This is a genomic window from Lysobacter sp. Root76 (genome assembly GCF_001428685.1).
In the GTDB taxonomy this organism is placed as follows: Bacteria; Pseudomonadota; Gammaproteobacteria; order Xanthomonadales; family Xanthomonadaceae; genus Lysobacter.
The window spans coordinates 320,408-340,623 of sequence record NZ_LMIK01000001.1; the positions used below are offsets into that span (position 1 = coordinate 320,408).

At 66.9% G+C, this 20,216-nt stretch carries 16 protein-coding genes; 12 read left to right on the plus strand and 4 right to left on the minus strand.

The window, feature by feature from the left end; translation table 11 throughout:
* The first annotated feature begins 133 nt into the window (after positions 1-133).
* The 7 genes from ASE10_RS01290 to ASE10_RS01320 all read left to right on the plus strand — a co-directional run bounded on the left by ASE10_RS01290 (position 134) and on the right by ASE10_RS01320 (position 5,982).
* Positions 134-1,978: a DUF885 domain-containing protein gene (locus ASE10_RS01290; protein WP_056305589.1), complete on the plus strand. Its 1,845-nt coding sequence runs from the start codon at positions 134-136 to the stop codon at positions 1,976-1,978.
* 104 nt (positions 1,979-2,082) lie between these two features.
* Positions 2,083-2,265: a DUF5668 domain-containing protein gene (locus ASE10_RS01295; protein ID WP_055899860.1), complete on the plus strand. Its 183-nt coding sequence runs from the start codon at positions 2,083-2,085 to the stop codon at positions 2,263-2,265.
* Between the two features lie 37 nt (positions 2,266-2,302).
* On the plus strand, positions 2,303-3,070 hold the full coding sequence (locus ASE10_RS01300) for a 5-oxoprolinase subunit PxpA (protein ID WP_055899863.1): 768 nt from the start codon (positions 2,303-2,305) through the stop codon (positions 3,068-3,070).
* Between the two features lie 139 nt (positions 3,071-3,209).
* Positions 3,210-3,908, plus strand: coding sequence for a DUF969 domain-containing protein (locus tag ASE10_RS01305; RefSeq protein WP_055899866.1), 699 nt, complete (start codon positions 3,210-3,212; stop codon positions 3,906-3,908).
* Positions 3,905-4,858: a DUF979 domain-containing protein gene (locus ASE10_RS01310; protein WP_056305591.1), complete on the plus strand. Its 954-nt coding sequence runs from the start codon at positions 3,905-3,907 to the stop codon at positions 4,856-4,858. The genes ASE10_RS01305 and ASE10_RS01310 overlap by 4 nt, the downstream gene beginning before the upstream one ends.
* Positions 4,855-5,511: a pyroglutamyl-peptidase I gene (gene pcp, locus ASE10_RS01315; protein WP_056305593.1), complete on the plus strand. Its 657-nt coding sequence runs from the start codon at positions 4,855-4,857 to the stop codon at positions 5,509-5,511. Before ASE10_RS01310 ends, pcp begins: the two co-directional genes overlap by 4 nt.
* Before the next feature lie 168 nt (positions 5,512-5,679).
* Entirely contained in the window at positions 5,680-5,982 is a 303-nt protein-coding gene (locus tag ASE10_RS01320) for a hypothetical protein (protein ID WP_055899875.1), read from the plus strand.
* Between the two features lie 180 nt (positions 5,983-6,162).
* Here the strand turns inward: ASE10_RS01320 and dcd are convergent, their stop codons facing one another.
* The gene (gene dcd, locus ASE10_RS01325; RefSeq protein WP_055899878.1) at positions 6,163-6,732 is read right to left on the minus strand and encodes a dCTP deaminase; all 570 of its coding nucleotides are present in this window, start codon (positions 6,730-6,732) and stop codon (positions 6,163-6,165) included.
* Between the two features lie 99 nt (positions 6,733-6,831).
* The gene (gene apbC / locus ASE10_RS01330; RefSeq protein ID WP_082575596.1) at positions 6,832-7,899 is read right to left on the minus strand and encodes an iron-sulfur cluster carrier protein ApbC; all 1,068 of its coding nucleotides are present in this window, start codon (positions 7,897-7,899) and stop codon (positions 6,832-6,834) included.
* A gap of 550 nt (positions 7,900-8,449) precedes the next feature.
* On the opposite strand from apbC, the gene ASE10_RS01335 reads away from it, so the two are divergent.
* The 5 genes from ASE10_RS01335 to rnfB all read left to right on the plus strand — a co-directional run bounded on the left by ASE10_RS01335 (position 8,450) and on the right by rnfB (position 18,005).
* A complete protein-coding gene (locus tag ASE10_RS01335) occupies positions 8,450-11,284 on the plus strand; it encodes a TonB-dependent receptor (RefSeq protein WP_162250170.1) in 2,835 nt (944 codons plus the stop codon).
* A gap of 411 nt (positions 11,285-11,695) precedes the next feature.
* On the plus strand, positions 11,696-14,611 hold the full coding sequence (locus ASE10_RS01340) for a TonB-dependent receptor (RefSeq protein WP_055899884.1): 2,916 nt from the start codon (positions 11,696-11,698) through the stop codon (positions 14,609-14,611).
* A 166-nt stretch (positions 14,612-14,777) separates the two neighbouring features.
* Positions 14,778-15,212: a DUF2147 domain-containing protein gene (locus ASE10_RS01345; protein WP_055899887.1), complete on the plus strand. Its 435-nt coding sequence runs from the start codon at positions 14,778-14,780 to the stop codon at positions 15,210-15,212.
* Between the two features lie 221 nt (positions 15,213-15,433).
* A complete protein-coding gene (metG, locus tag ASE10_RS01350) occupies positions 15,434-17,524 on the plus strand; it encodes a methionine--tRNA ligase (RefSeq protein WP_055899890.1) in 2,091 nt (696 codons plus the stop codon).
* 34 nt (positions 17,525-17,558) lie between these two features.
* On the plus strand, positions 17,559-18,005 hold the full coding sequence (rnfB, locus tag ASE10_RS01355) for an Rnf electron transport complex subunit RnfB (RefSeq protein ID WP_082559516.1): 447 nt from the start codon (positions 17,559-17,561) through the stop codon (positions 18,003-18,005).
* 136 nt (positions 18,006-18,141) lie between these two features.
* On the opposite strand, the gene ASE10_RS01360 is transcribed toward rnfB, so the two are convergent.
* Positions 18,142-19,179, minus strand: a complete 1,038-nt coding sequence (locus tag ASE10_RS01360) for a TraB/GumN family protein (RefSeq protein WP_056305597.1) — start codon at positions 19,177-19,179, stop codon at positions 18,142-18,144.
* A gap of 22 nt (positions 19,180-19,201) precedes the next feature.
* The gene (locus ASE10_RS01365; protein WP_235565759.1) at positions 19,202-20,215 is read right to left on the minus strand and encodes a DUF1684 domain-containing protein; all 1,014 of its coding nucleotides are present in this window, start codon (positions 20,213-20,215) and stop codon (positions 19,202-19,204) included.
* Position 20,216 lies beyond the last annotated feature (1 nt).

A 20,216-nucleotide genomic window follows, 5' to 3' on the forward strand; every position in this document is an offset into this window, starting at 1 on the left:
TGCGGCCACGGCCGGCTCTGCAGCACAGGACCGTCGCGCGACGAGGTTGTCATCGCGCACGACTTCGGGCACTGGCCGCTGCTTGCGCGACGTGCTTAGCATGCCCGCTCGACCCCCGTTCCGGAGAGTTCGCATGCGTCCCGTCCGTCTGCTGTCTCTGTCCGCCTGCATCGTGCTCGCGCTGGTCGCGTGCAAAGCGCAGACGCCCGCCGCACCCGATACCGCCGCCAACGCGCCCGCCGCCAGCGTCGCGGTCAACGCCGACTGGCAGCCCGCCATCGACGACTTCATCGCCGGCTATTTCACTCGCTACCCGACCGCCGCCGCCGGCGCCGGCAAGCACGAGTACGACGGCAAGCTGCCCGACTGGTCGCCCGATGCCCTGGCCGCCACCGGCGCCTGGCTCAAACAGGAACGCGCCAAACTGGCCGCGTTCGGCGACGACAAGCTCGACCCCAATCAGCGCTTCCAGCGCGAGTACGCGCTGTCGGTGATCGACGGTCAGCTGTTCTACCTGGAAGACTCCGGCTTCCCGCACAAGAACCCGGCCTTCTACGCCGGCGACCTGTCGCCGAGCATGTACCTCACCCGCCCCTACGCGCCGCTGCCGCAGCGCATGGCCGCGTTCGCGACCTACCAGGAAGCCCTGCCCAAGGCCGCCGAGCAGATCCGCGCCAACCTCAAGGGCCCGCTGCCGGCCAGCTACATCCAGTACGGCAACATCGTCTTCGGCGGCCTGGCCGAGTTCTTCAAGAACGACGCCCCCAAGGCCTTCGCCGAAGTCCCCGACGCCGCGCTGCAGGCGCGCTTCAAGGCCTCCAACGCCAAGGCCATCGAGGCCATGCAGGGCCTGTCGGACTGGCTGAGCGCGCAGAAGCCGCAGGCCACGCAGGACTACGCGATCGGCGCCGAACGCTTCGCCAAGATGCTCAAGGCCACCGAACGCGTCGACATCCCGCTGGACCAGCTCAAGGCCATCGGCGAAGCCGACCTGGCGCGCAACCTGGCCGCGCTCAAGGCCGCCTGCGACCAGTACGCCGCCGGCCAGACCATCAACGCCTGCATCGACAAGGTCAACGCCGACAAGCCGCAGGGCGGCGCGGTCGAGGGCGCGCGCGCCCAGCTGGTCGACCTGCGCAAGTTCCTGGTCGAGAAGGACCTGGTCACCATCCCGGGCACCGAGGAAGCGCGGGTCGAAGAAGCCCCGCCGTTCAACCGCACCAACTTCGCCTACATCGAGATCCCGGGCCCGTACGAGAAGAACCTGCCGTCGGTCTACTACATCGCCCCGCCCGATCCGAAGTGGCCCAAGGCCGAGCAGGACGCCTACGTGCCCGGCAAGGCCGACCTGCTGTTCACTTCCGCGCACGAAGTCTGGCCGGGCCACTTCCTGCAGTTCCTGCACGCCAACCGCTCGCAGTGGAAGTTCGCCCAGTTGTTCGTCGGTTACGCCTATGCCGAGGGCTGGGCGCACTACACCGAGGAAATGATGTACGACGCCGGCGTCGGCGGCGCCACGCCGGAGATCCACATCGGCCAGCTCAGCAACGCCCTGCTGCGCGACGTGCGCTTCATCTCCGCGATCGGCCTGCACACCGGCGGCATGACCGTGGCCCAGTCCGAGCAGATGTTCAAGGAGAAGGCGTTCCAGGACCCGGGCAATGCACGTCAGCAGGCCGCGCGCGGCACCTACGATCCGGGCTACCTCAACTACACCCTGGGCAAGCTGATGATCATGCAGCTGCGCGAGGACTGGACCGCCAGCCGCGGCGGCCGCAGCGCCTGGAAGGCCTTCCACGACCAGTTCCTGAGCTACGGCGGCCCGCCGATACCGCTGGTGCGCGCGCAGATGATGGGCGGCCCGGCCGAAGCCAAGCTGTGGCAGGCGCCGGCCGTCGCCGCCACGCCGGCCGCGGCACCGGCACCGGCACAAGCATCGGCCGACGCCGAAAAGCCGCAATCCGCGCCGGGCGGCTGAACCCATGTGCCCGGCCGCTGCGGCGGCCGGGCATGCTCGGTGAGGAGGCCGCCTCGACGGCCCGCTTGATGGCACACTGTCGGCTCACTCGGGGGAGCGAAACCATGAGATCCAATATCGTCGGCGCGGTAGTGCTGATCGTGATCGGCAGCGTGTTCCTGCTCGACAATCTGGGCCTGGCCGACATCAGCCTGGGCCACCTGATCCGCACCTGGTGGCCGGCGATCCTGATCGTGGTCGGCATCAGCCTGCTGTTCAGGCGCAACCACCAGCGCCCCGAAACCTGAGGCCCGCTGCAGCGCCGCATTGAGGCAAAATCGCGGTGTGAACCCGGCCAGCCATCCGCCCCGTATCGACTTCAACTGCGACCTCGGCGAGGGTTGCGGCGACGACGCCGCGATCCTGCCCTACGTCAGCTCGGCCAACGTCGCCTGCGGCGGCCACGCCGGCGACGAAGCCACCATGCGCGCGACCCTGCGCCTGTGCCGCGAGCACGGCGTCGCCGTCGGCGCCCATCCCGGCTACGAAGACCGCGAACATTTCGGCCGCCGCGTGCTGCCGCTGGACCGCGACGAGATCGGCATGCTGGTCCTCAGCCAGCTCGCGCGCCTGGCCGCGATCGCCGCCGACGAGGGCCTGCGCCTGAGCCACGTCAAACCGCACGGCGCGCTCTACAACCTCGCCGCCGACGACCGCATCGTCGCCGAAGCCATCGTCGGCTCGGTCGCGGCCTTCGATCCCAGCCTCGCGGTGTACGGCCTGTCCGGTTCCGAACTCACCGCCGCCGCCGAAGCCGCCGGCCTGCAGGCCGTGCACGAGGTGTTCGCCGAACGCGGCTACGGCGCCGACGGCCGCCTGCTGCCGCGCGGCACGCCCGGCGCCGTGCTGGAAACGCTGGAGCAGGCGATCGCGCAGGTGCACGGCCTGGCCACGCGCGGCGAAGTCGTCGCCGCCGACGGCAGCGTCCTGCAGCTGCGCGCCGACAGCCTGTGCCTGCACGGCGACCGCGCCGACGCGCCCGCGTTCGCGCGCGCGGTGCGCGCCGCGCTCGAGGCCGACGGCATCCGCATCCTCGCGGTCGATCGCGCGTGATCGCGGCGCAGAGCCCGATCCTCAGCCGTTCTCCACCGCCGTCGTTCGTCGGCGCTTGCGCGCCACCCGCACTCGACACGGACGTCCCCGCCCCGAGCCGGCCGCCCATCCGCGGCACCGCCCCAAGCAGGATTCCCGCATGAACTACTGGCCCTTGCTGGGCGTCGCCGCCGTGGTGCTCGGCTTCGCCCTGCGCCTCAATCCCGCCCTGGTCGTGGTGGCCGCCGGTTTCGTCACCGGCCTGGCCGCCAAACTCTCGCCGCTGGACGTGCTCGAAGTGCTGGGCAAAGCTTTCACCGACAAACGCTTCCTGCTGCTGTTCCTGCTGACCCTGCCGGTGATCGGGCTGCTCGAACGCCACGGCCTCAAGGAACACGCCCAGGCCTGGATCGCGAAACTGCGCGGCGCGACCATGGGTCGGCTGCTGATCGCCTACCTGCTGATGCGCCAGTTCTTCTCCGCGCTCGGCCTCACCAGCCTGGGCGGCCATCCGCAGACCGTGCGTCCGCTGCTGGCGCCGATGGCCGAAGGCGCGGCCCAGGCGCGCCACGGCGATCTGCCCGAGGACGAACGCCAGCGCATCCGCGCGATGTCCGCCGGCACCGACAACGTCGGCCTGTTCTTCGGCGAGGACATCTTCATCGCCTTCGGTGCGGTGCTGCTGATCCAGAGCTTCTACGTCGAGCACGGCATCCGTCTGGACCCGATCCAGATCGCGTTGTGGGGCATTCCCACCGCGATCTGCGCGTTCCTCATCCACGCCTGGCGCGTGCTGCGTTTCGAACGCCGCCTGGCGCGGCGCATGGCCGAGGCGGACCGCGAGGCGCCGTCGCCATGATCACCCTGACTTACGTTTACTGGCTGCTCGGCGCCTATCTCGCCGCCCTGGCCTGGCGCGGCTGGCGCGACTTCGGCAATCCGCGCCGCCACACCACCGCGCTGTTCTGGGGCCTGCTGTCGTTCCTGCTGTTCGCCGCCGAACACCTGCCGCCGAAACTGGTCGGCGCGATCGTCGTGCTGCTGGCCTTGCTCGCCGGTTTCGGCGGATTGCGCATGGGCCGCTACCAGCAGAGCAGCGCCGAAGAAAAACGCAGCGAAGCCCAGCGCCTGGGCAACCGCCTGTTCTGGCCGGCGCTGCTGATCCCGATCGTGACCCTGATCGGCGCGATGGGGCTCAAGCGCCTGTCCTGGAACGGCACGCCCTTGATCGAGAGCGCCAACGTCACCCTGGTCTCGTTGGCGATCGCCTGCGTGGTCGCGCTGGCCGCCGCGTGCCGGCTGACCCGGCAGACGCCGTGGAGCAGCGTCGAGCAATCGCGCCGCCTGGTCGACTCGATCGGCTGGGCCGCGCTGCTGCCGCTGCTGCTGGCCTCGCTGGGCAGCGTGTTCGAAGCCGGCGGCGTCGGCCAGGCCACGGCCGCGGTGGTGCGCTCGGTGATCCCGGTCGACAACGCCTTCGTCGTGGTCGTCGCCTACGCGCTGGGCATGGCCTTGTTCACCATCATCATGGGCAACGCCTTCGCCGCGTTCCCGGTCATGACCGGCGGCATCGCCCTGCCCTTGCTGGTGCATCAGCACGGCGCCGATGCCGCCTCGCTGGCCGCGATCGGCATGCTCTCGGGCTACTGCGGCACCCTGATGACGCCGATGGCCGCCAACTTCAACCTGGTGCCAGCGGCGCTGCTGGAACTCAAGGATCCCTACGGCGTGATCCGCGCGCAATGGCCGACCGGCGCGCTGCTGCTGGCCTGCAACGTGCTGCTGATGTACTGGATCGCGTTCCGATGAGCACGCGCAAGCCCGTCGTACTGCTGACCGGCTTCGCTCCGTTCGGCGGCGAAACCAGCAACCCCAGCTGGGAAGCGGTGCAGCGTCTGGCCGGCAAGTCGGTGCTCGGCCACCGCGTCGTCGCGCGTTGCCTGCCGACCGCGTTCGGCAGCTCGTTGCAGGCCTTGCGCCAGGCGATCCGCGACACCGAACCGGCGCTGGTGCTCTGCGTCGGCCAGGCCGGCGGCCGCGCGCAACTGTCGCTGGAGCGGATCGCGATCAACATCGACGACGCCCGCATCCCCGACAACGACGGCGCCCGCCCGATCGACGAACCGGTGGTCGCCGGCGGCCCGGCAGCCTACTTCAGCGATTTGCCGATCAAGGCGATGCTCGCGGCCTTGCGCGAGGCCGGAATCCCGGCCGAGGTCTCGCAGACTGCCGGGACCTATGTCTGCAACCACGTCTTCTATGGCCTGATGCACGCGCTGCGCCGCAGCCCCGGCGTACGTGGCGGTTTCGTCCACATCCCGTATTCGCCGGCCCAGGCCGCACTGCACGCGGGCGCGCCTAGCCTGCCGGTGGAGACGGTGGCCGAAGGCTTGCGGATAGCGTTGCGGGTTGCGCTGTCGACGCGCGACGACCGACGTCTGGCGGCGGGCGCGGAGCACTGAGCCACGCTCGATCGATCGCGGCTCTTCTTCCCCTTCGCAAAAGGAGGAGGCCGGGTGTGATGCAACGCAAACAACAGTGCGTTCGCTCACCGCAGCCGCCCTGCGTTCCGCTTCCATTCGCCCAAGCAACGCGATCATGTCGCCCTTGCCCGCTCATCGGAGAACCCCATGCGCCAGACCCTGTCCGCCGCCCTGCTCTGCACCCTGGCCGTCTTCGCCGCGCCCACCGCGCACGCCGGCCTGTTCGACAAGAATCCCGACCAGGTCGCGCAGGAAGCCGTGGCCAAGAACCTGCGCGCCGTGACCCTGTGGGTCGAAGCCAGCTGGGGCTTCCGCAACCAGGGCGCCGCCAACAACCTCAGCCGCGCCCATCAGTCCTTCACCACGCGCGGCTACAACGTGGTCAGCGTGGAGCCCTATATCGAGAACGGCGACCTGCAGGGCTTCTTCGTGACCTACCAGAAGCCCTGAGTCGCGCACCACGCTTTGGGATAGGAGCGGCGTGCGCGCTCCCATCGCGGAGCGCGCAACGCATAGGCTTCTTCGGGACAGGCTCGTCGCGACCACACTCGCGATTCGCGGAGCCGGACTCATGCCGCTCCGGCGGCCGGCGGCCGGGCCGCGTTGGATCGGGCCGCGACCGATAGCCGCTCAGGTCCGCGGCAGCGTCACGCCGGTCTGGCCCTGGTACTTGCCGCCGCGATCCTTGTACGAGGTCTCGCAGACTTCGTCGGACTGGAAGAACAGCATCTGCGCCACGCCTTCGTTGGCGTAGATGCGCGCCGGCAGCGGCGTGGTGTTGCTGAATTCGAGAGTCACGTGACCTTCCCACTCCGGTTCCAGCGGGGTCACGTTGACGATGATGCCGCAGCGCGCGTAGGTGCTCTTGCCCAGGCAGACCACCAGGGTGTCGCGCGGAATGCGGAAGTACTCGACCGTGCGCGCCAGGGCGAAGGAGTTCGGCGGGATGATGCAGACGTCGTTCTCGATGTCGACGAAGCTGCCCGGGTCGAAATGCTTGGGGTCGACGATGGTCGAGTTGATGTTGGTGAAGACCTTGAACTCGCGCGAGCAGCGCACGTCGTAGCCGTAGCTCGAGGTGCCGTAGCTGACGATGCGCTGGCCGTCGGCGGCGTGCTTGACCTGGCCGGGCTCGAACGGCTCGATCATGCCGTGCTGCTCGGACATGCGACGGATCCAACGGTCGGACTTGATGCTCATGCGGGGGGCTCGGGGTCTCAGGGGGGGCGTACTGGGGCGAAAGCGCCGTGACCGGCGATTGTAAGCGAGCCGGCCCGGGGCCGGCCCGCTACGCCTGGGTCAGCCCAGCAGCGAGGCCGAAATCGAGGGCGCCACCCGCGGCCGCAGCGCCAACCGCACCGCCAGATTGCGCGCCGCGGCGCGGTAGGCCCGGGCCGCAGCCGAGTCCGGCGCGGCCACGACCACCGGCACCCCGGCGTCGCCCTGCTCGCGGATCGCGATCTCCAACGGCAGGCTGCCCAGCAGCGGCACCCCGTACTGGGCCGCCATGCGCGCCCCGCCGCCCTCGCCGAACACATGCTCGGCGTGGCCGCAGTTCGAGCACACATGCACCGCCATGTTCTCGATCAGGCCCAGCACCGGCACCTGCACCTTCTCGAACATCTTCAAGGCCTTGCGCGCGTCCAGCGTAGCCACATCCTGCGGCGTGGTCACGATCACCGCGCCGGCGACCGGAATCTTCTGCGCCAAAGTCAGCTGGATATCGCCGGTGCCCGGCGGCAGGTCGACGATCAGATAATCGAGCTCGCCCCAGCGCGTTTCGTTGAGCAACTGGGTCAGTGCCGAGGTCGCCATCGGCCCGCGCCAGATCATCGGCGTGTCCTGCTCGACCAACAGCCCGATCGACATCGCCGCGATCCCGTGCGCCTGCATCGGCTCGATGGTCTTGCCGTCCGGACTGTCCGGCTTGCCGCTCAGCCCGAGCATGGTCGGCACGCTGGGGCCGTAGATGTCGGCATCGAGCACGCCCACCCGCGCCCCGTCGGCCGCCAGCGCCAGGGCCAGATTCACCGCCGTGGTCGACTTGCCCACCCCGCCCTTGCCCGACCCGATCGCGATCAGATTGCGCACGTTCTCCAGCGGCGCCAGGTTCGGCTGCACGGCGTGGGAGGTGATGCGCTGGCTGATCTCCAGGGTCGCGAGCGTCTTGCCCTCCGCCGCGAGCAGCCCGGCGATGCCCTCGCGCAGCACCGCCTCGACGCCCTGGACCGGGAACCCGCAGGTCAGCGACACCGCCACCCGCCCCTCCGCGTCCACCGCCCGCACTTTGGCGCCGGCTTCGGCGAGGGTGAAGGCGGTGTCGGGTAGCGGCAGGGCCGCGATTTGGGTTTGCAGCTGGTCGCTCAACGGGTCACCTGGGTCTTGGTCATTACGGAAGGCCTTCAACGCCGATACGGCGCGGACCCGACATGATAAGCCCCGCCCCGTCGCAAGGCGCCAAACCGGTGCCTTTCGGTAGCAAAGAACCAGGTGCGGAGAACTTCGGCGAGTGCGTAATCGCCGCGGCATCGGGTAAATCGCATGGAATCGATGGCGCGGATACCGGCAGACATACTCCATGCGGAATCGACGCATTCGGTATTGAATCGAATCGCGGATCGCGGGACCGGAATATCGAAATGCTCTATGGGCACGGCACTAAACCGCCTGAAACCACGCTTTTAAGCACATCCAGCGCATGCAGCGGCTAGTGCTGCGCACCGACCGCAACGTAAACAGGCGAGCCCTCCCTACCTTTTTTGCGCCGAACCGGTTAACCAGCACTTTGCATAACTTGCCCGTTCGATAAGCACATGCAAACTGCGTTAAGGCCATGTTACGTTCCAGTGCGTCGAGGGGATTGACGACGAAGAAACGGCCACGGACAGGCCCCATCCAAAAAGTTAGGGGACAACTCATGGAAGTAACCGAGAAGCGGCTGCATCGCAGCCGACTGACTGCTGCACTTTTGGCGGCTTTGATCGCGCCCGCCGCCGGCGGTGCGTTCGCCCAGGACGCCGCACCTGCCCAGCCGCAACCCGCTAGCGATACGCCGACCGACGTCGATGGCGTCACCGTAGTCGGCTCACGCATCAAGCGCGCCCAGATTGAAGGTCCGGCGCCGGTCACCGTCATCAGCCGCGACGACATCGACAAGCAGGGCTTCCAGACGGTCTCCGACATGCTGTCGTCGCTGACCCAGAACACCACCAACTCGTTCACCGGCGACCTCGCCGTCAACGGGTTCACGCCGAACGCCCAGGTCGTCAACCTGCGCAACCTCGGCCCGGGCTACACCCTGGTCCTGGTCAACGGCCGTCGTATCGCCGACTACCCGCAGCCCTACAACAGCGACCGTTCCTCGGTGAACGTCGGCGCCATCCCGTCCTCGATCATCGAGCGCGTGGAAGTGCTGGCCGGCGGCGCTTCGGCCATTTACGGTTCGGACGCAGTCGCGGGCGTGGTCAACATCGTCACCCGCACCAACTTCGACGGCAACCTGCTGCGCGGCACCGTCGGCACCACCGGCGCCGGCGGCGGCGACAGCGTCAACCTGGAGTACTCGGGCGGCCGCGTCGGCGACAACTGGAGCGTGACCTACGCCCTGCAATACAACTACAACGAGCCGATCTTCGCCTCGCAGCGCGACTTCATGGACGATTTGCGCGACGGTCCGCGCGGCAATCGCGTCGGCCCGAGCCTGTCGCTGGTCGCAATCGATCTGCTCAACCGCAACCGCGCCGCGTACTACCCCGGCCAGGAAGTTTGCGATCGCTTCGGCTTTACGCCCTACCTGTCCGCCACCCGCGGCCAGATCTGCGGGTCGTACGATTCCGTGGCTTCACAATCGCTCTCGAACAAGCGCGAAGCCACCTCCGGCTATGCCTACGGCACGTACGACTTCAGTAACGGCATGCAGGCTTGGAGCAGCTTGATGCTGAACAACTCCGACTCGACGTCCAGCAGCGGCACGGAGTTCTGGGGCACCGGCGGCGATCCGTTCCTGCCCGCCAGCTTCTACTTCGATGAAGGCCTGGGCACCTATGTCCAGCTGCAGCGCGTGCTGACGCCGAAGGAAGTCGGCGGCAATACGGCCGTGACCACCAAGTACCACGAGAAGAGCTACGACTTCGCCACCGGCCTGCGCGGCGACTTCGGCGATCGCTTCGACTGGGACCTGTCGACCTCTTATGGCCGGTACGACTACAAGTCGGATTCGCCGCGCCTGCTCGCCCAGAGCGTGCACGACTACTTCCTCGGCCCACAGACGATCGACGACTACGGCTACGCGCACCACACCCTGAACCTGGACCGCTGGCACACGCCGCTGACCCCGGAACAGTATCGTGCGATGTCGACCCGCGTTATCAACAAGGGCCACACCTCCTCGGCACAGGCCAACTTCGTCGTCAGCGGCGACCTGTTCGACATGCCGGCCGGCGCGGTCGGTTTCGCGGGTACCGTCGAATTCGGTCGCCAGACTATCGACCTCAAGAGCGATCCGCGCACCGATCCCGGCCGTACCCCGGACGCGACCACGCCTTACAACTTGGTGAGCTCGGGCAACATCAAGGGCGAGCGCGACCGCTACGCGATCGGCGCCGAGTTCCGCGTGCCTCTGCTGGACACCTTGAGCGCCCAGCTCGCTGGCCGTTACGACAAGTACGACGACATCACGCAGGTGGACGGCGCCTTCACCTATGGGCTGGGTCTGGAATTCCGTCCGATCGAGCGCTTGCTGCTGCGTGCGAACTACTCCACGAGTTTCCGCGCGCCGGATATGCCGCTGGTGTTCGCCCAGGGCGTGGCTTCGTTCGCCGGTATCGTCGACTACTACGGCTGCCGTTCGGACGGCGACACCGTCACCGAATGCCGTAGCAACAACCACCCGAGCCAGTATCAAACCCTGAACCAGACTGTCGGCAACCCCGATTTGCAGGAAGAAAAGGGTAAGTCACTCACCGCTGGCTTCGTGCTCGACCTGATCGAAGGCATGTCGATGTCCGTCGACTATTACAAGATCACGCTGGACGATCAGGCCACGCGACTGAGCCTGGACTACATCCTGCAGAACGAGGCCAACTGCCGCATCGGCACGCTGCCCGATGGCTCACCGATCCCGCAGGGGCAGAATTCCGCGTTCTGTCAGGACATCCTGTCGCGTGTGACCCGCCAGGTTGCCCCGGGCAATCCCAACGGTCGCATCGTCAATGTCCGCGCGGGCTACATCAATGCGTCGCGCTCCGAGAACACCGGCATCGACGCGACCTGGCGCTACCGCTTCGACACGGACCGCTGGGGCAATTTCGATTTTAACCTGGCCTACAGCCTGAGCCTGGGCGAGAAGTACAAGCAGTTCGAGGAAGACGATCTGATCGACTACCGCGACCGCCTGGACAACGACAACCAGCGCAGCCGCGTCCGCGGCAGCGTGACCTGGGAAAAGGGCGACTGGACGACGACCGTGTTCGGTCAGCGCCTGGGCTCGGCGCCGAACGAGGCCGAAGCAGCTGGCCGGGACGCCGTCACCGGTGTCTATTACGGCGCGCGCCTGCAGCCGTACATGCTCTACAACCTCTCGATCGAGAAGAAGTTCGGCGAGAACATGGAGGCGGCGTTCGTCGTCAACAACGTGCTCGACAACACCCACCGCAAGGATCCGAGCAACACCGCGTATCCGTTCTTCAACCCGTTCATCGGTGCCGACCCGTACGGCCGCGCGTTCTTCCTGCGTCTGTCGTACAAGTTCTGATCCACTGCACTTCGCTGCACAAGAAAGGCCCGGCGCAAGCCGGGCCTTTTTCTTTGGGGCGGCGTAATCCGCAGACCCGACTCATGCGAGAAGAGTCAAAAGCGTGCCTCACGACATTCCTATGCGCATCCCGGCCCACCCCGATTTGAAGCCACAACGCAGGCCGAGCCGTCAATACGCTGGGCGGCACAAAAAGCACACTACGACGTGCAGCAAATGCCAACTTCAAGTACAAATAACAAAACAAATCTAATAAAAACAAGTAGTTATATAGACAAGTGAACCAACCAAAAATTTGTGATCGTGTGATGACATCAGCGTTAACGGCATGTTAAGTTCGCCGGTAAGGGGACAGCTTTACGCCAAGGTCGGCACACAAGAAAACATCTAGTTCATTTGGGGGACAACCTAATGGCAGTTCGCAACGCAAACGGCCTGCAGCGCAGCAGGCTGACGGCGGCGCTTATCAGCGCCCTGGTCCTTTCGGTCGCCGGCACGGCGAGCGCGCAGGACAGCACCACGCAAGCTCAGGAACCGGCTAAGGAAAAAGCCACCGATATCGACGGCGTGACCGTCGTCGGTTCGCGTATTAAGCGCACTGAAATCGAAGGCCCGGCTCCCGTCACGGTGATCACCCGCGCCGATATCGATCGCGAGGGCTTCCAGACCGTCGGCGATATGCTGCAAACCCTTACGCAGAACACCACGGCTTCGTTCACCGGCGACCTGGCCACCGGCGGATTCACCCCGAACGCCCAGGTCGCGAACCTGCGCAACCTCGGCCCGGGCTACACGCTGACGCTGATCAATGGCCGTCGTCCGGCGCAGTATCCGCAGCCGTACAACCGCGACAACAACGTGGTCAATGTCCGCGCCATTCCGTCCGCGATCATCGAGCGCGTGGAAGTGCTGACCGGCGGCGCATCGGCGATCTACGGTTCCGACGCGGTCGCCGGCGTAGTCAACATCGTTCTGCGCGAAAATTACGAAGGCAATCAGGTCCGCATGACCGCTGGTACCACCAGCAACGGCGGCGGCGACAGCATCAACGTCGAATACACCGGCGGCGCGACCGGCGATCGTTGGAGCGCGGTGTGGGCCCTCCAGTACGGCAATATGGAGCCGGTCTTCGCTAGCCAGCGCGATTTCCTGTCCGACACGCGCAAGGGCCCCTTGGGTCCGAACCTCACCAATCCGGCGCTGTCGCTGATCGCCATCCGCGGCAACACCACGGTCAACGGCGCGGCCAACCGCAACGCCTATTACCCGGGCCAGGCCGCCTGCGATCGCTTCGGCTACACCACCCGCACGACGGCCACTCGCGGCACCTACTGCGGTTCGTTCACCCAGCCGGCTTCGCGTTCGATCTCCAACGCCAACGAGTTCTATTCGGCTTACGGCTATGGCACCTTCAACATCTCCGACACCCTGACGGCGTTCGCCAGCGCCACGTACTACGATTCGCAGGCCAAGGCCAGCTCGGGTACGGAGTTCTGGGGCACCTCCGGCGATCGTTTCAACCAGACCAGCACCGGCGGCACCAACGCGTTCTACTACGATCCGCAGTTCGGCTCGTTGATCCAGCTGCAGCGCGTGTTCAATCCGTTCGAGCTCGGCGGCCCGGAAGCGGCGACGACGAAGTTCGACGAAAGCACCTACGATGTCAGCGCCGGCTTGATGGGCACCTTCGCCGACCGCTTCGACTGGGAAGTGTCCGGCCAGTACGCCAAGTACGAGTACACGGCCGATCGCCCGCGACTGCTGGCCAAGGCAGTGCATGACTACTTCCTGGGCCCGCGCCTGGGCTTCAGCAACTCCACGGGCACTGGCGCCGGCATCTATCCGATTTACCGCCTGGATCTGAACCGCTGGACGACGCCGTTCACGCCCGAGCAGTACCGGGCCGTGGCCACGCGCGTGATCAACGAAGGCGACACCAGCTCCGCGTCCTTCAACTTCAACATGAGCGGCGATCTGTTCGACCTTCCCGCCGGCCCGCTCGGCTTTGCCGCCACATTGGAAGCGTCCCGTCAGACGGTCGATCTGCGCAGCGATCCGCGCACCGATCCGCTGCGCCCGGCCGACAGCCAGACGATCTACAACCTGGTCAGTTCGGGCCGTACCGAAGGCGAGCGCGACCGCTACGCGATCGGCGCCGAGCTCCGCGTGCCGATCTTCAGCATGCTGACCGCTCAGCTGGCCGGACGCTACGACAAGTACGACGACATCACTCAGGTGGACGGCGCGTTTACCTATAACCTGGGCCTGGAGTTCCGTCCGTTCGAGAACCTGTTGCTGCGCGGCTCCTATGCCACCAGCTTCCGCGCACCGGACATGCAGCTCGTCTACGCACAGGGCGCGGCGTCCTTCGCTGGCGCACTGGACGAATACTCCTGCCGTTCCGGTACCGGTCCTGCCGCTGGCCTGGGCCCGCGTACGCGCTCGCAGTGCAACGTGACCGCCGACCCGACCATCTATCAGGTCCAGACCACCATCGCCGGCAATCCCAATCTCGAGGAAGAGAAGGGCAAGTCGTTCGGCTACGGTTTCGTGTGGGACATCATGGAAGGCATGAACATCTCGGTCGACTACTACCGTATCGAACTCGAAGATGCTGCTTCGCAGTTGGGTTCGGACTACATCCTGCAGTCCGAAGCGGCTTGCCGCCTGGGCACCTATAGCGATGGTCGTCCGGCCCCGAATGCGGCGTTCTGCGCCAATATCATGGGCCTGGTCACGCGCACCGTCGCTCCCGGCACCGGCCTCGACGGCCGCCTGGAACGCATCAACGACGCCTACATCAATACCGCCCTGCAAGACACCAGCGGCATCGATGCGACCTATCGCTACAAGTTCGACACCGACCGTTGGGGCGACTTCGACCTCTCGCTGGGCTACTCGCTGGTGCTGACCAACAAGTACAAGCAGTTCGACGACGAAGAGCTGATCGACTACCGCGATCTGCCGCCGCAGGTCTTCTACCCCGAGCGCAGCCGCGTGCGCGGTTCGATCACCTGGTCCAAAGGCGATTGGTCCACCACGGTGTTCGGCACCCGCTACGGTTCGGCTTTCAGCAATGCCGAAGCTTCCGGCGTGAACGCCGCCGGTGGCGAATACGGCCGTCGTCTGCAGCCTTACATGCTGTACAACCTGCAGGTCCAGAAGAAGTTCAGCGAGAGCGTCATGGCCCAGTTGAGCGTGATCAACGTGCTGGATAACCAGTACCGTCAAGACAACAGCGAAACCGGTTATCCGTTCTTCAACTACCCGATCGGCGCCGATCCGCTGGGCCGTCGCGTTTACCTGAGCCTGACCTACAAGTTCTGATCGATTCTATTGTTGTCCCCGAGAAGCCCGGCGCAAGCCGGGCTTCTTTTTTGCCCCCTCCCAACCGCCCCATCCCGGGTTCCATACGCCGACGGATGCGGTATAAAGATGGTCAGCCGCGGGAACGCCGCGCGGTTCGAACCATGCCTATCCCTGGGAGGGGAACATGCGTACCAAACTGTTAGCACTGCTCCTGCTCGCGCTGCCCATGGCGGCGTTCGCGCAGACCACGCCGGTCGGCAACTGGGTCACGATCGACGACAAGACCCAGAAGCCCAAGTCGGTGGTCGAAATCTACGAAGCGAAGGACGGCCGCCTCGCCGGCCGCGTCACCAAGGTCCTGCAGTCCGACCGCGGCCCGCACCCGGTCTGCGACAAGTGCTCGGGCGACCGCAAGGACAAGCCGGTCGAAGGCATGGTCATCCTGTGGGGCGTGCGCAAGCACGGCGATACCTGGGAAGACGGCAAGATCCTCGACCCGGCCACCGGCAAGATCTACTCGGTGAAGGTCACGCCGGTCGACGGCGGCAAGAAGCTGGACGTGCGCGGCTTCATTGGCTTCTCGCTGCTGGGCCGGACCCAGACCTGGGTTCGTCAGTAAGCGCCAGTGCGGCAGCTGCGATAACGACGACCCGGCCTCGGCCGGGTCGTTTCGTTTGGGGCGGCCGGAAGGGGCGAAAAAACGCGGCAACCGCGCGATACGCGGCCGCTGCGGGGATCGATCGCGGCTCACGCCGCTCCCACAGGAAGCGGGAGGGGTCGGGGCGGCCCTGCATCGGTCGCATGCCATAATTCCCGGCCTCCCACCGCAATGCGCCGCCCATGTCCCGCGAGTTCGTCGTCACCTGCGCCCTGCCCTATGCCAACGGGCATCTGCATCTTGGCCACCTGGTCGGCTACACCCAGGCCGATATCTGGTGCCGCGCGCAGCGCATGTCGGGCCACCGCGCCTGGTACGTCTGTGCCGACGACACCCACGGCACGCCGATCATGCTGGCGGCCGAAAAGGCCGGGGTCAGCCCGGAGGCCTTCATCGCCGGCATCCAGGCCAGCCACGAGCGCGACTTCGCCGATTTCGGCGTCGCCTTCGACCATTACGACTCGACCAACTCGGCCGGCAACCGCGCCCTGACTGAGGCGTTCTACGCCAAGCTCGACAACAACGGCCATATCTCGCGGCGCTCGGTCGCGCAGCTGTACGACCCGGTCAAGGGCATGTTCCTGCCCGACCGCTACGTCAAGGGCATCTGCCCGAACTGCGGCACGCCCGACCAGTACGGCGACAACTGCGAGAACTGCGGCGCGACCTACGCCCCGACCGAGCTCAAGGAGCCGCGTTCGGTGGTCAGCGGCGCGACGCCGGAGCTGCGCGAGTCCGAGCATTTCTTCTTCGAGGTCGGCGGTTTCGAGGCCTTCCTGCGCGAGTGGCTGAGCGGCGACGTCGCCATCCCGGGCGTCAAGGCCAAGCTGCTGGAATGGCTGGATGCCGAGGGCGGCCTGCGCGCCTGGGACATCTCGCGCGATGCGCCCTACTTCGGCTTCGAGATTCCCGGCCATCCCGGCAAGTACCTGTACGTGTGGCTGGACGCGCCGATCGGCTACCTGAGCAGCTTCCAGGCCCTGTGCGAGCGCGAAGGGCTGGACTTCTTCTCCTACCTCACCCACGACAGCCAGGCCGAGCTGCACCATTTCATCGGCAAGGACATCGTCACCTTCCACGGCCTGTTCTGGCCGGCGGTGCTGCACGGCGTCGGTTTCCGCGCGCCGACCCGGCTGCACGTCAACGGCTATCTGATGGTCAACGGCGAGAAGATGTCGAAGTCGCGCGGCACCTTCATCCAGGCCCGCACCTACCTCGACGTTGGCCTGGAGCCGGAAGCGTTGCGCTATTACTTCGCGACCAAGACCGGCGGCGGCGTCGACGACGTCGACCTCAACCTGGCCGACTTCGTCGCCCGCGTGAACGCCGACCTGGTCGGCAAGTTCGTCAACCTGGCCAGCCGTTGCGCCGGCTTCATCGAGAAGCGTTTCGACGGCCGGCTCGCCGCCGCGTTGCCGGAACCGGCGACCTACGCGCGTTTCGTCGAACAGTTGCAGCCGATCGCGCAGGCCTACGCGCGCAACGAAGCCGCGACCGCGCTGCGCCTGACCATGGCCCTGGCCGACGAAGCCAACAAGTACATCGACGAACGCAAGCCGTGGGTGCTGGCCAAGCAGGATGGCGCCGACGCCGAACTGCAGTCGGTGTGCACGCAGGGCCTGAACCTCTTCCGCGTGCTCGCCGCTGCGCTCAAGCCGGTATTGCCGCGCGTGTCGGCCCAGGCCGAAGCCTTTCTGGCCGCGCCGGTCGCGATCTGGAGCGATCTGGACGCACCGCTGCTCGCCCAGCGCATCCGCAGCTACACGCCCTTGTTCACCCGTATCGACCCCAAACACATCGAGACCATGATCGAAGCCTCCCGCGAGTCCTTGAAGCCCGAATCGCCGAAGCCCGCCGACAGCGACAGCGTCGTCGCCGCTCCCGTCGCCAAGACCGCCACCGCGACTGCGACTGCGCCGGCCACCGCCGGCAACGCCGCCGCGACCATCGGCATCGACGACTTCGCCAAGCTCGACCTGCGCGTGGGCAAGGTGCTGGCCTGCGAGTTCGTCGAGGGTTCCGACAAGCTGCTGCGTTTCGAACTCGACGCCGGCGACCTGGGCAAGCGCCAGATCTTCTCCGGCATCCGCGGCTCCTACGCCGAGCCGGACAAGCTGGTCGGCCGCAACGTGGTGTTCATCGCCAACCTGGCGCCGCGCAAGATGCGCTTCGGCCTCAGCGAGGGCATGATCCTGTCGGCCGGTTTCGACGGCGACGGTCTGCACCTGCTCGACGCCGACAGCGGCGCGCAGCCGGGCATGCCGGTCAAGTAAGCCGGCCCAGCCACGGCCCGCTCCGGCCGCAGCCATGTCCCAGCCGCCCACCGCTCCGAACGAAGCCGCCGACCTGGTCGAGCGGCTCGATCGCCTGCTGCCGCAAACCCAGTGCGGCCAATGCGGCTACGCCGGTTGCCGTCCCTACGCCGAGGCGATGGCCCGGGGCCAAGCCGGCGTCGACCATTGCCCGCCCGGCGGCGACGCCGGCGCGCGCGCATTGGCGCAGTTGCTGGGCGTGCCCGCGCGCCCTTACGACCGCACCCGCGGCAGCCACAAACCGGCGCCGGTGGCGGTGATCGTCGAAGCCGACTGCATCGGCTGCACCAAGTGCATCCAGGCCTGTCCGGTCGACGCCATCATCGGCGCGGCCAAGCACATGCACACCGTGATCGAACCGCTGTGCACCGGCTGCGAGCTGTGCGTGCCGGCCTGCCCGGTGGACTGCATCGTGCTGGAACCGGCGCGGCCGGCCGCCTAAGTCGCACCCACGCTTCGTAGGGGGCGGGGAGCGCAAGCGAAGCGCATCGCGCGCCCGCTCCGCTCAAATCCGGCGAATCTCTGGTCCTGCGCGGCACGGTGCGGTTCGCTTGCGCTCACCGCACCCTACGCCGGGCTCAACGCTTGCTGGGCTGACCCTTGGCCGGCGCAGGGGCGCCGGTTGCCGGCGCGACCGGCGCCAGATCGGCGGTGCCGACCTTGCAGGCCGAGCACACGCGCTCGATCTTGTAGCCCTTGGCGCGCAGCTTCTCGACCACGCCGTCCTGGCCGAGCAGGTGCAAGGCGCCGACCACGATCAGGGTGTCGTCCTTCTTCGACTCGTCCAGCATCTTCTGGATCTGCGGCACCCAGGCGTTGTTGCGCTCGACGTTGACCAGGCGATACGTCTCCGGCGCCTTCTGCTTCATCTCGACGCGGGTGAGTTCGTCGAGCTTGCCGAGGTCGGCCGCGCGCCAGGCGTTGTGCATGTCGGCGAGCATGCCCGGCATTTCGGTGGGCTTGTCGACGAAGTCGCGCAGGCCCTCGATCTGTTCCGGCATCGGCGACGAGTCCAGCACCGCGATCTGCTCGTCCATCGATTCCAGGCCGCCGGTGGGCTTCTTGGCCGCGGCCGCGCGCTCCATCAAGTGCTGGTCCAGGCCCAGCTTCGGGCTGAAACCCATCGCCTGCGATACGCCCAGCATCAGCGACAGGTTCACGAACCAGGGCTCGTAGCCGTCCAACGTGGCGACCGGCACGCCCTGCTTGCCCAGCAGGCGGGCGAGCTTTTCGCGCAGGTCGGCAGGCAGCACCTGGCTGAGTTTGCGGCCGTCGGAGTAACCGACCGCGGCCATGAATTTGGCCGCTGCGCCGGGGTCGTTGATCTGCTCCGGCGGCACTTCGAACACCAGCTTGTCGGCGGCCGCGAACGCGGCGTCGACGTCCGGCGACACCGGATAGTCGTCGCTCTTGAGCAGGTGGAACGAACCCAGCAGATACACCGCGTTGTCGGCGTCGGACACCTTCCATAGCAAGGGCACCGGCGGTGCCTTGGCCGTCGCAGGCGCCTCGGTCTTGCCCGGCGCTGCGTCCTGCGCGGAGGCGATCGCCGGGCTCAGCGCGGCGAGGATCAGGGCGCAGGGCAGCAGGCGCTTGAGTGGGTTCGATCGGAGCATGAGGTGTCGTCCTTGGAATGGGTCAATGCGCGCCGGCGTACGCCTTCTCGCCGGCGGTGACGGCCAGGTCGAGGCGGTTTTCCTGCGGCGGCAGCGGGCAAGTCGCGAACGCGGTGAACGCGCACGGCGGGTTATAGGCCTTGTTGAAATCGAGCATCACGCGGCCGCCGATGCCCGGCTTGGGCGCATCGAGGAAACGTCCGGCGCCGTAGCTGCCGTGGCCGTTGGTGCGGTCGGCGAAGACCAGGAACAGTTCGTCGCCGCCTTCGTCGAGGGCTTCGATGCGGTAGCTCTTGCCGTCGCGTTCGAATTCCACATAACCGGGATTGGGCACCTGCTCGGTGGTGCCGACGATGTTGGCGATGGCCAGGGTCTTGCCCGGCGGATGCGCGACGAACTTGCTGTCGACCACCCAGCCGGCGTCGGCCTGCCAGTACGGAATGTCCTTGAAGCCGCTCCGGGTGGGCGCGTCTGCGTGCTTGACCCGCAAGGCGTAACGGTCGCCGCGCTTGATCACGGTCAGGATGCCCTTGCCCTCGTCGAAACCGAGCTTGCTCGGGCCGGCGGGATCGGTATCGATGCGCAGCGCGGTCGCGCCCTTGAGCGGTTGCTCGTCGAGCGTGAACGTGGTGCCGCGCTCGGGTACGAAGCGCACCGTGCCGTCCTTCTTCAGGTCGATCATGCCGAAGTGGCCGGGGCCCATGGCCACGCGGATGCCGTTGTCGGCCTCGCTGCCGAAATAATGCGGACCCGGATCCAGCCAGTGCAGGCCGATCAGGCTGGTCCAACCGTCGGGCTTGATCAGATTGGCCTTGCGCTCGTCGCGCCAGACCTGTTGCTCGCCGACGAAGGCCGCGCTGGTGGGCTTGCTCGGCGGCGCGTCGGCTTGCGCGCTCGCGGGGGTGTCGGCGCCGGCGGCGTCGAGGTCGCTTTCGGAACGCTCGCCGCCGCCGCAAGCGGTCAGGCCGAGGCAGAGCACGATCGGGGACAGCAGCATCAGGAGCGGCAGCAGTCGCGGCATAGTCGGCAGTCGCATT

Bases quoted from the DNA above. Each gene is read 5' to 3' on its own strand.
- ASE10_RS01360 (WP_056305597.1), bottom strand. From the start codon at position 19,179: ATGCTCCGATCGAACCCACTCAAGCGCCTGCTGCCCTGCGCCCTGATC.
- ASE10_RS01295 (WP_055899860.1), top strand. From the start codon at position 2,083: ATGAGATCCAATATCGTCGGCGCGGTAGTGCTGATCGTGATCGGCAGC.
- ASE10_RS01345 (WP_055899887.1), top strand. From the start codon at position 14,778: ATGCGTACCAAACTGTTAGCACTGCTCCTGCTCGCGCTGCCCATGGCG.
- ASE10_RS01365 (WP_235565759.1), bottom strand. From the start codon at position 20,215: ATGCGACTGCCGACTATGCCGCGACTGCTGCCGCTCCTGATGCTGCTG.
- ASE10_RS01340 (WP_055899884.1), top strand. From the start codon at position 11,696: ATGGCAGTTCGCAACGCAAACGGCCTGCAGCGCAGCAGGCTGACGGCG.
- rnfB (WP_082559516.1), top strand. From the start codon at position 17,559: ATGTCCCAGCCGCCCACCGCTCCGAACGAAGCCGCCGACCTGGTCGAG.
- pcp (WP_056305593.1), top strand. From the start codon at position 4,855: ATGAGCACGCGCAAGCCCGTCGTACTGCTGACCGGCTTCGCTCCGTTC.
- dcd (WP_055899878.1), bottom strand. From the start codon at position 6,732: ATGAGCATCAAGTCCGACCGTTGGATCCGTCGCATGTCCGAGCAGCAC.
- ASE10_RS01320 (WP_055899875.1), top strand. From the start codon at position 5,680: ATGCGCCAGACCCTGTCCGCCGCCCTGCTCTGCACCCTGGCCGTCTTC.
- ASE10_RS01310 (WP_056305591.1), top strand. From the start codon at position 3,905: ATGATCACCCTGACTTACGTTTACTGGCTGCTCGGCGCCTATCTCGCC.
- ASE10_RS01335 (WP_162250170.1), top strand. From the start codon at position 8,450: ATGGAAGTAACCGAGAAGCGGCTGCATCGCAGCCGACTGACTGCTGCA.
- ASE10_RS01290 (WP_056305589.1), top strand. From the start codon at position 134: ATGCGTCCCGTCCGTCTGCTGTCTCTGTCCGCCTGCATCGTGCTCGCG.
- ASE10_RS01305 (WP_055899866.1), top strand. From the start codon at position 3,210: ATGAACTACTGGCCCTTGCTGGGCGTCGCCGCCGTGGTGCTCGGCTTC.
- metG (WP_055899890.1), top strand. From the start codon at position 15,434: ATGTCCCGCGAGTTCGTCGTCACCTGCGCCCTGCCCTATGCCAACGGG.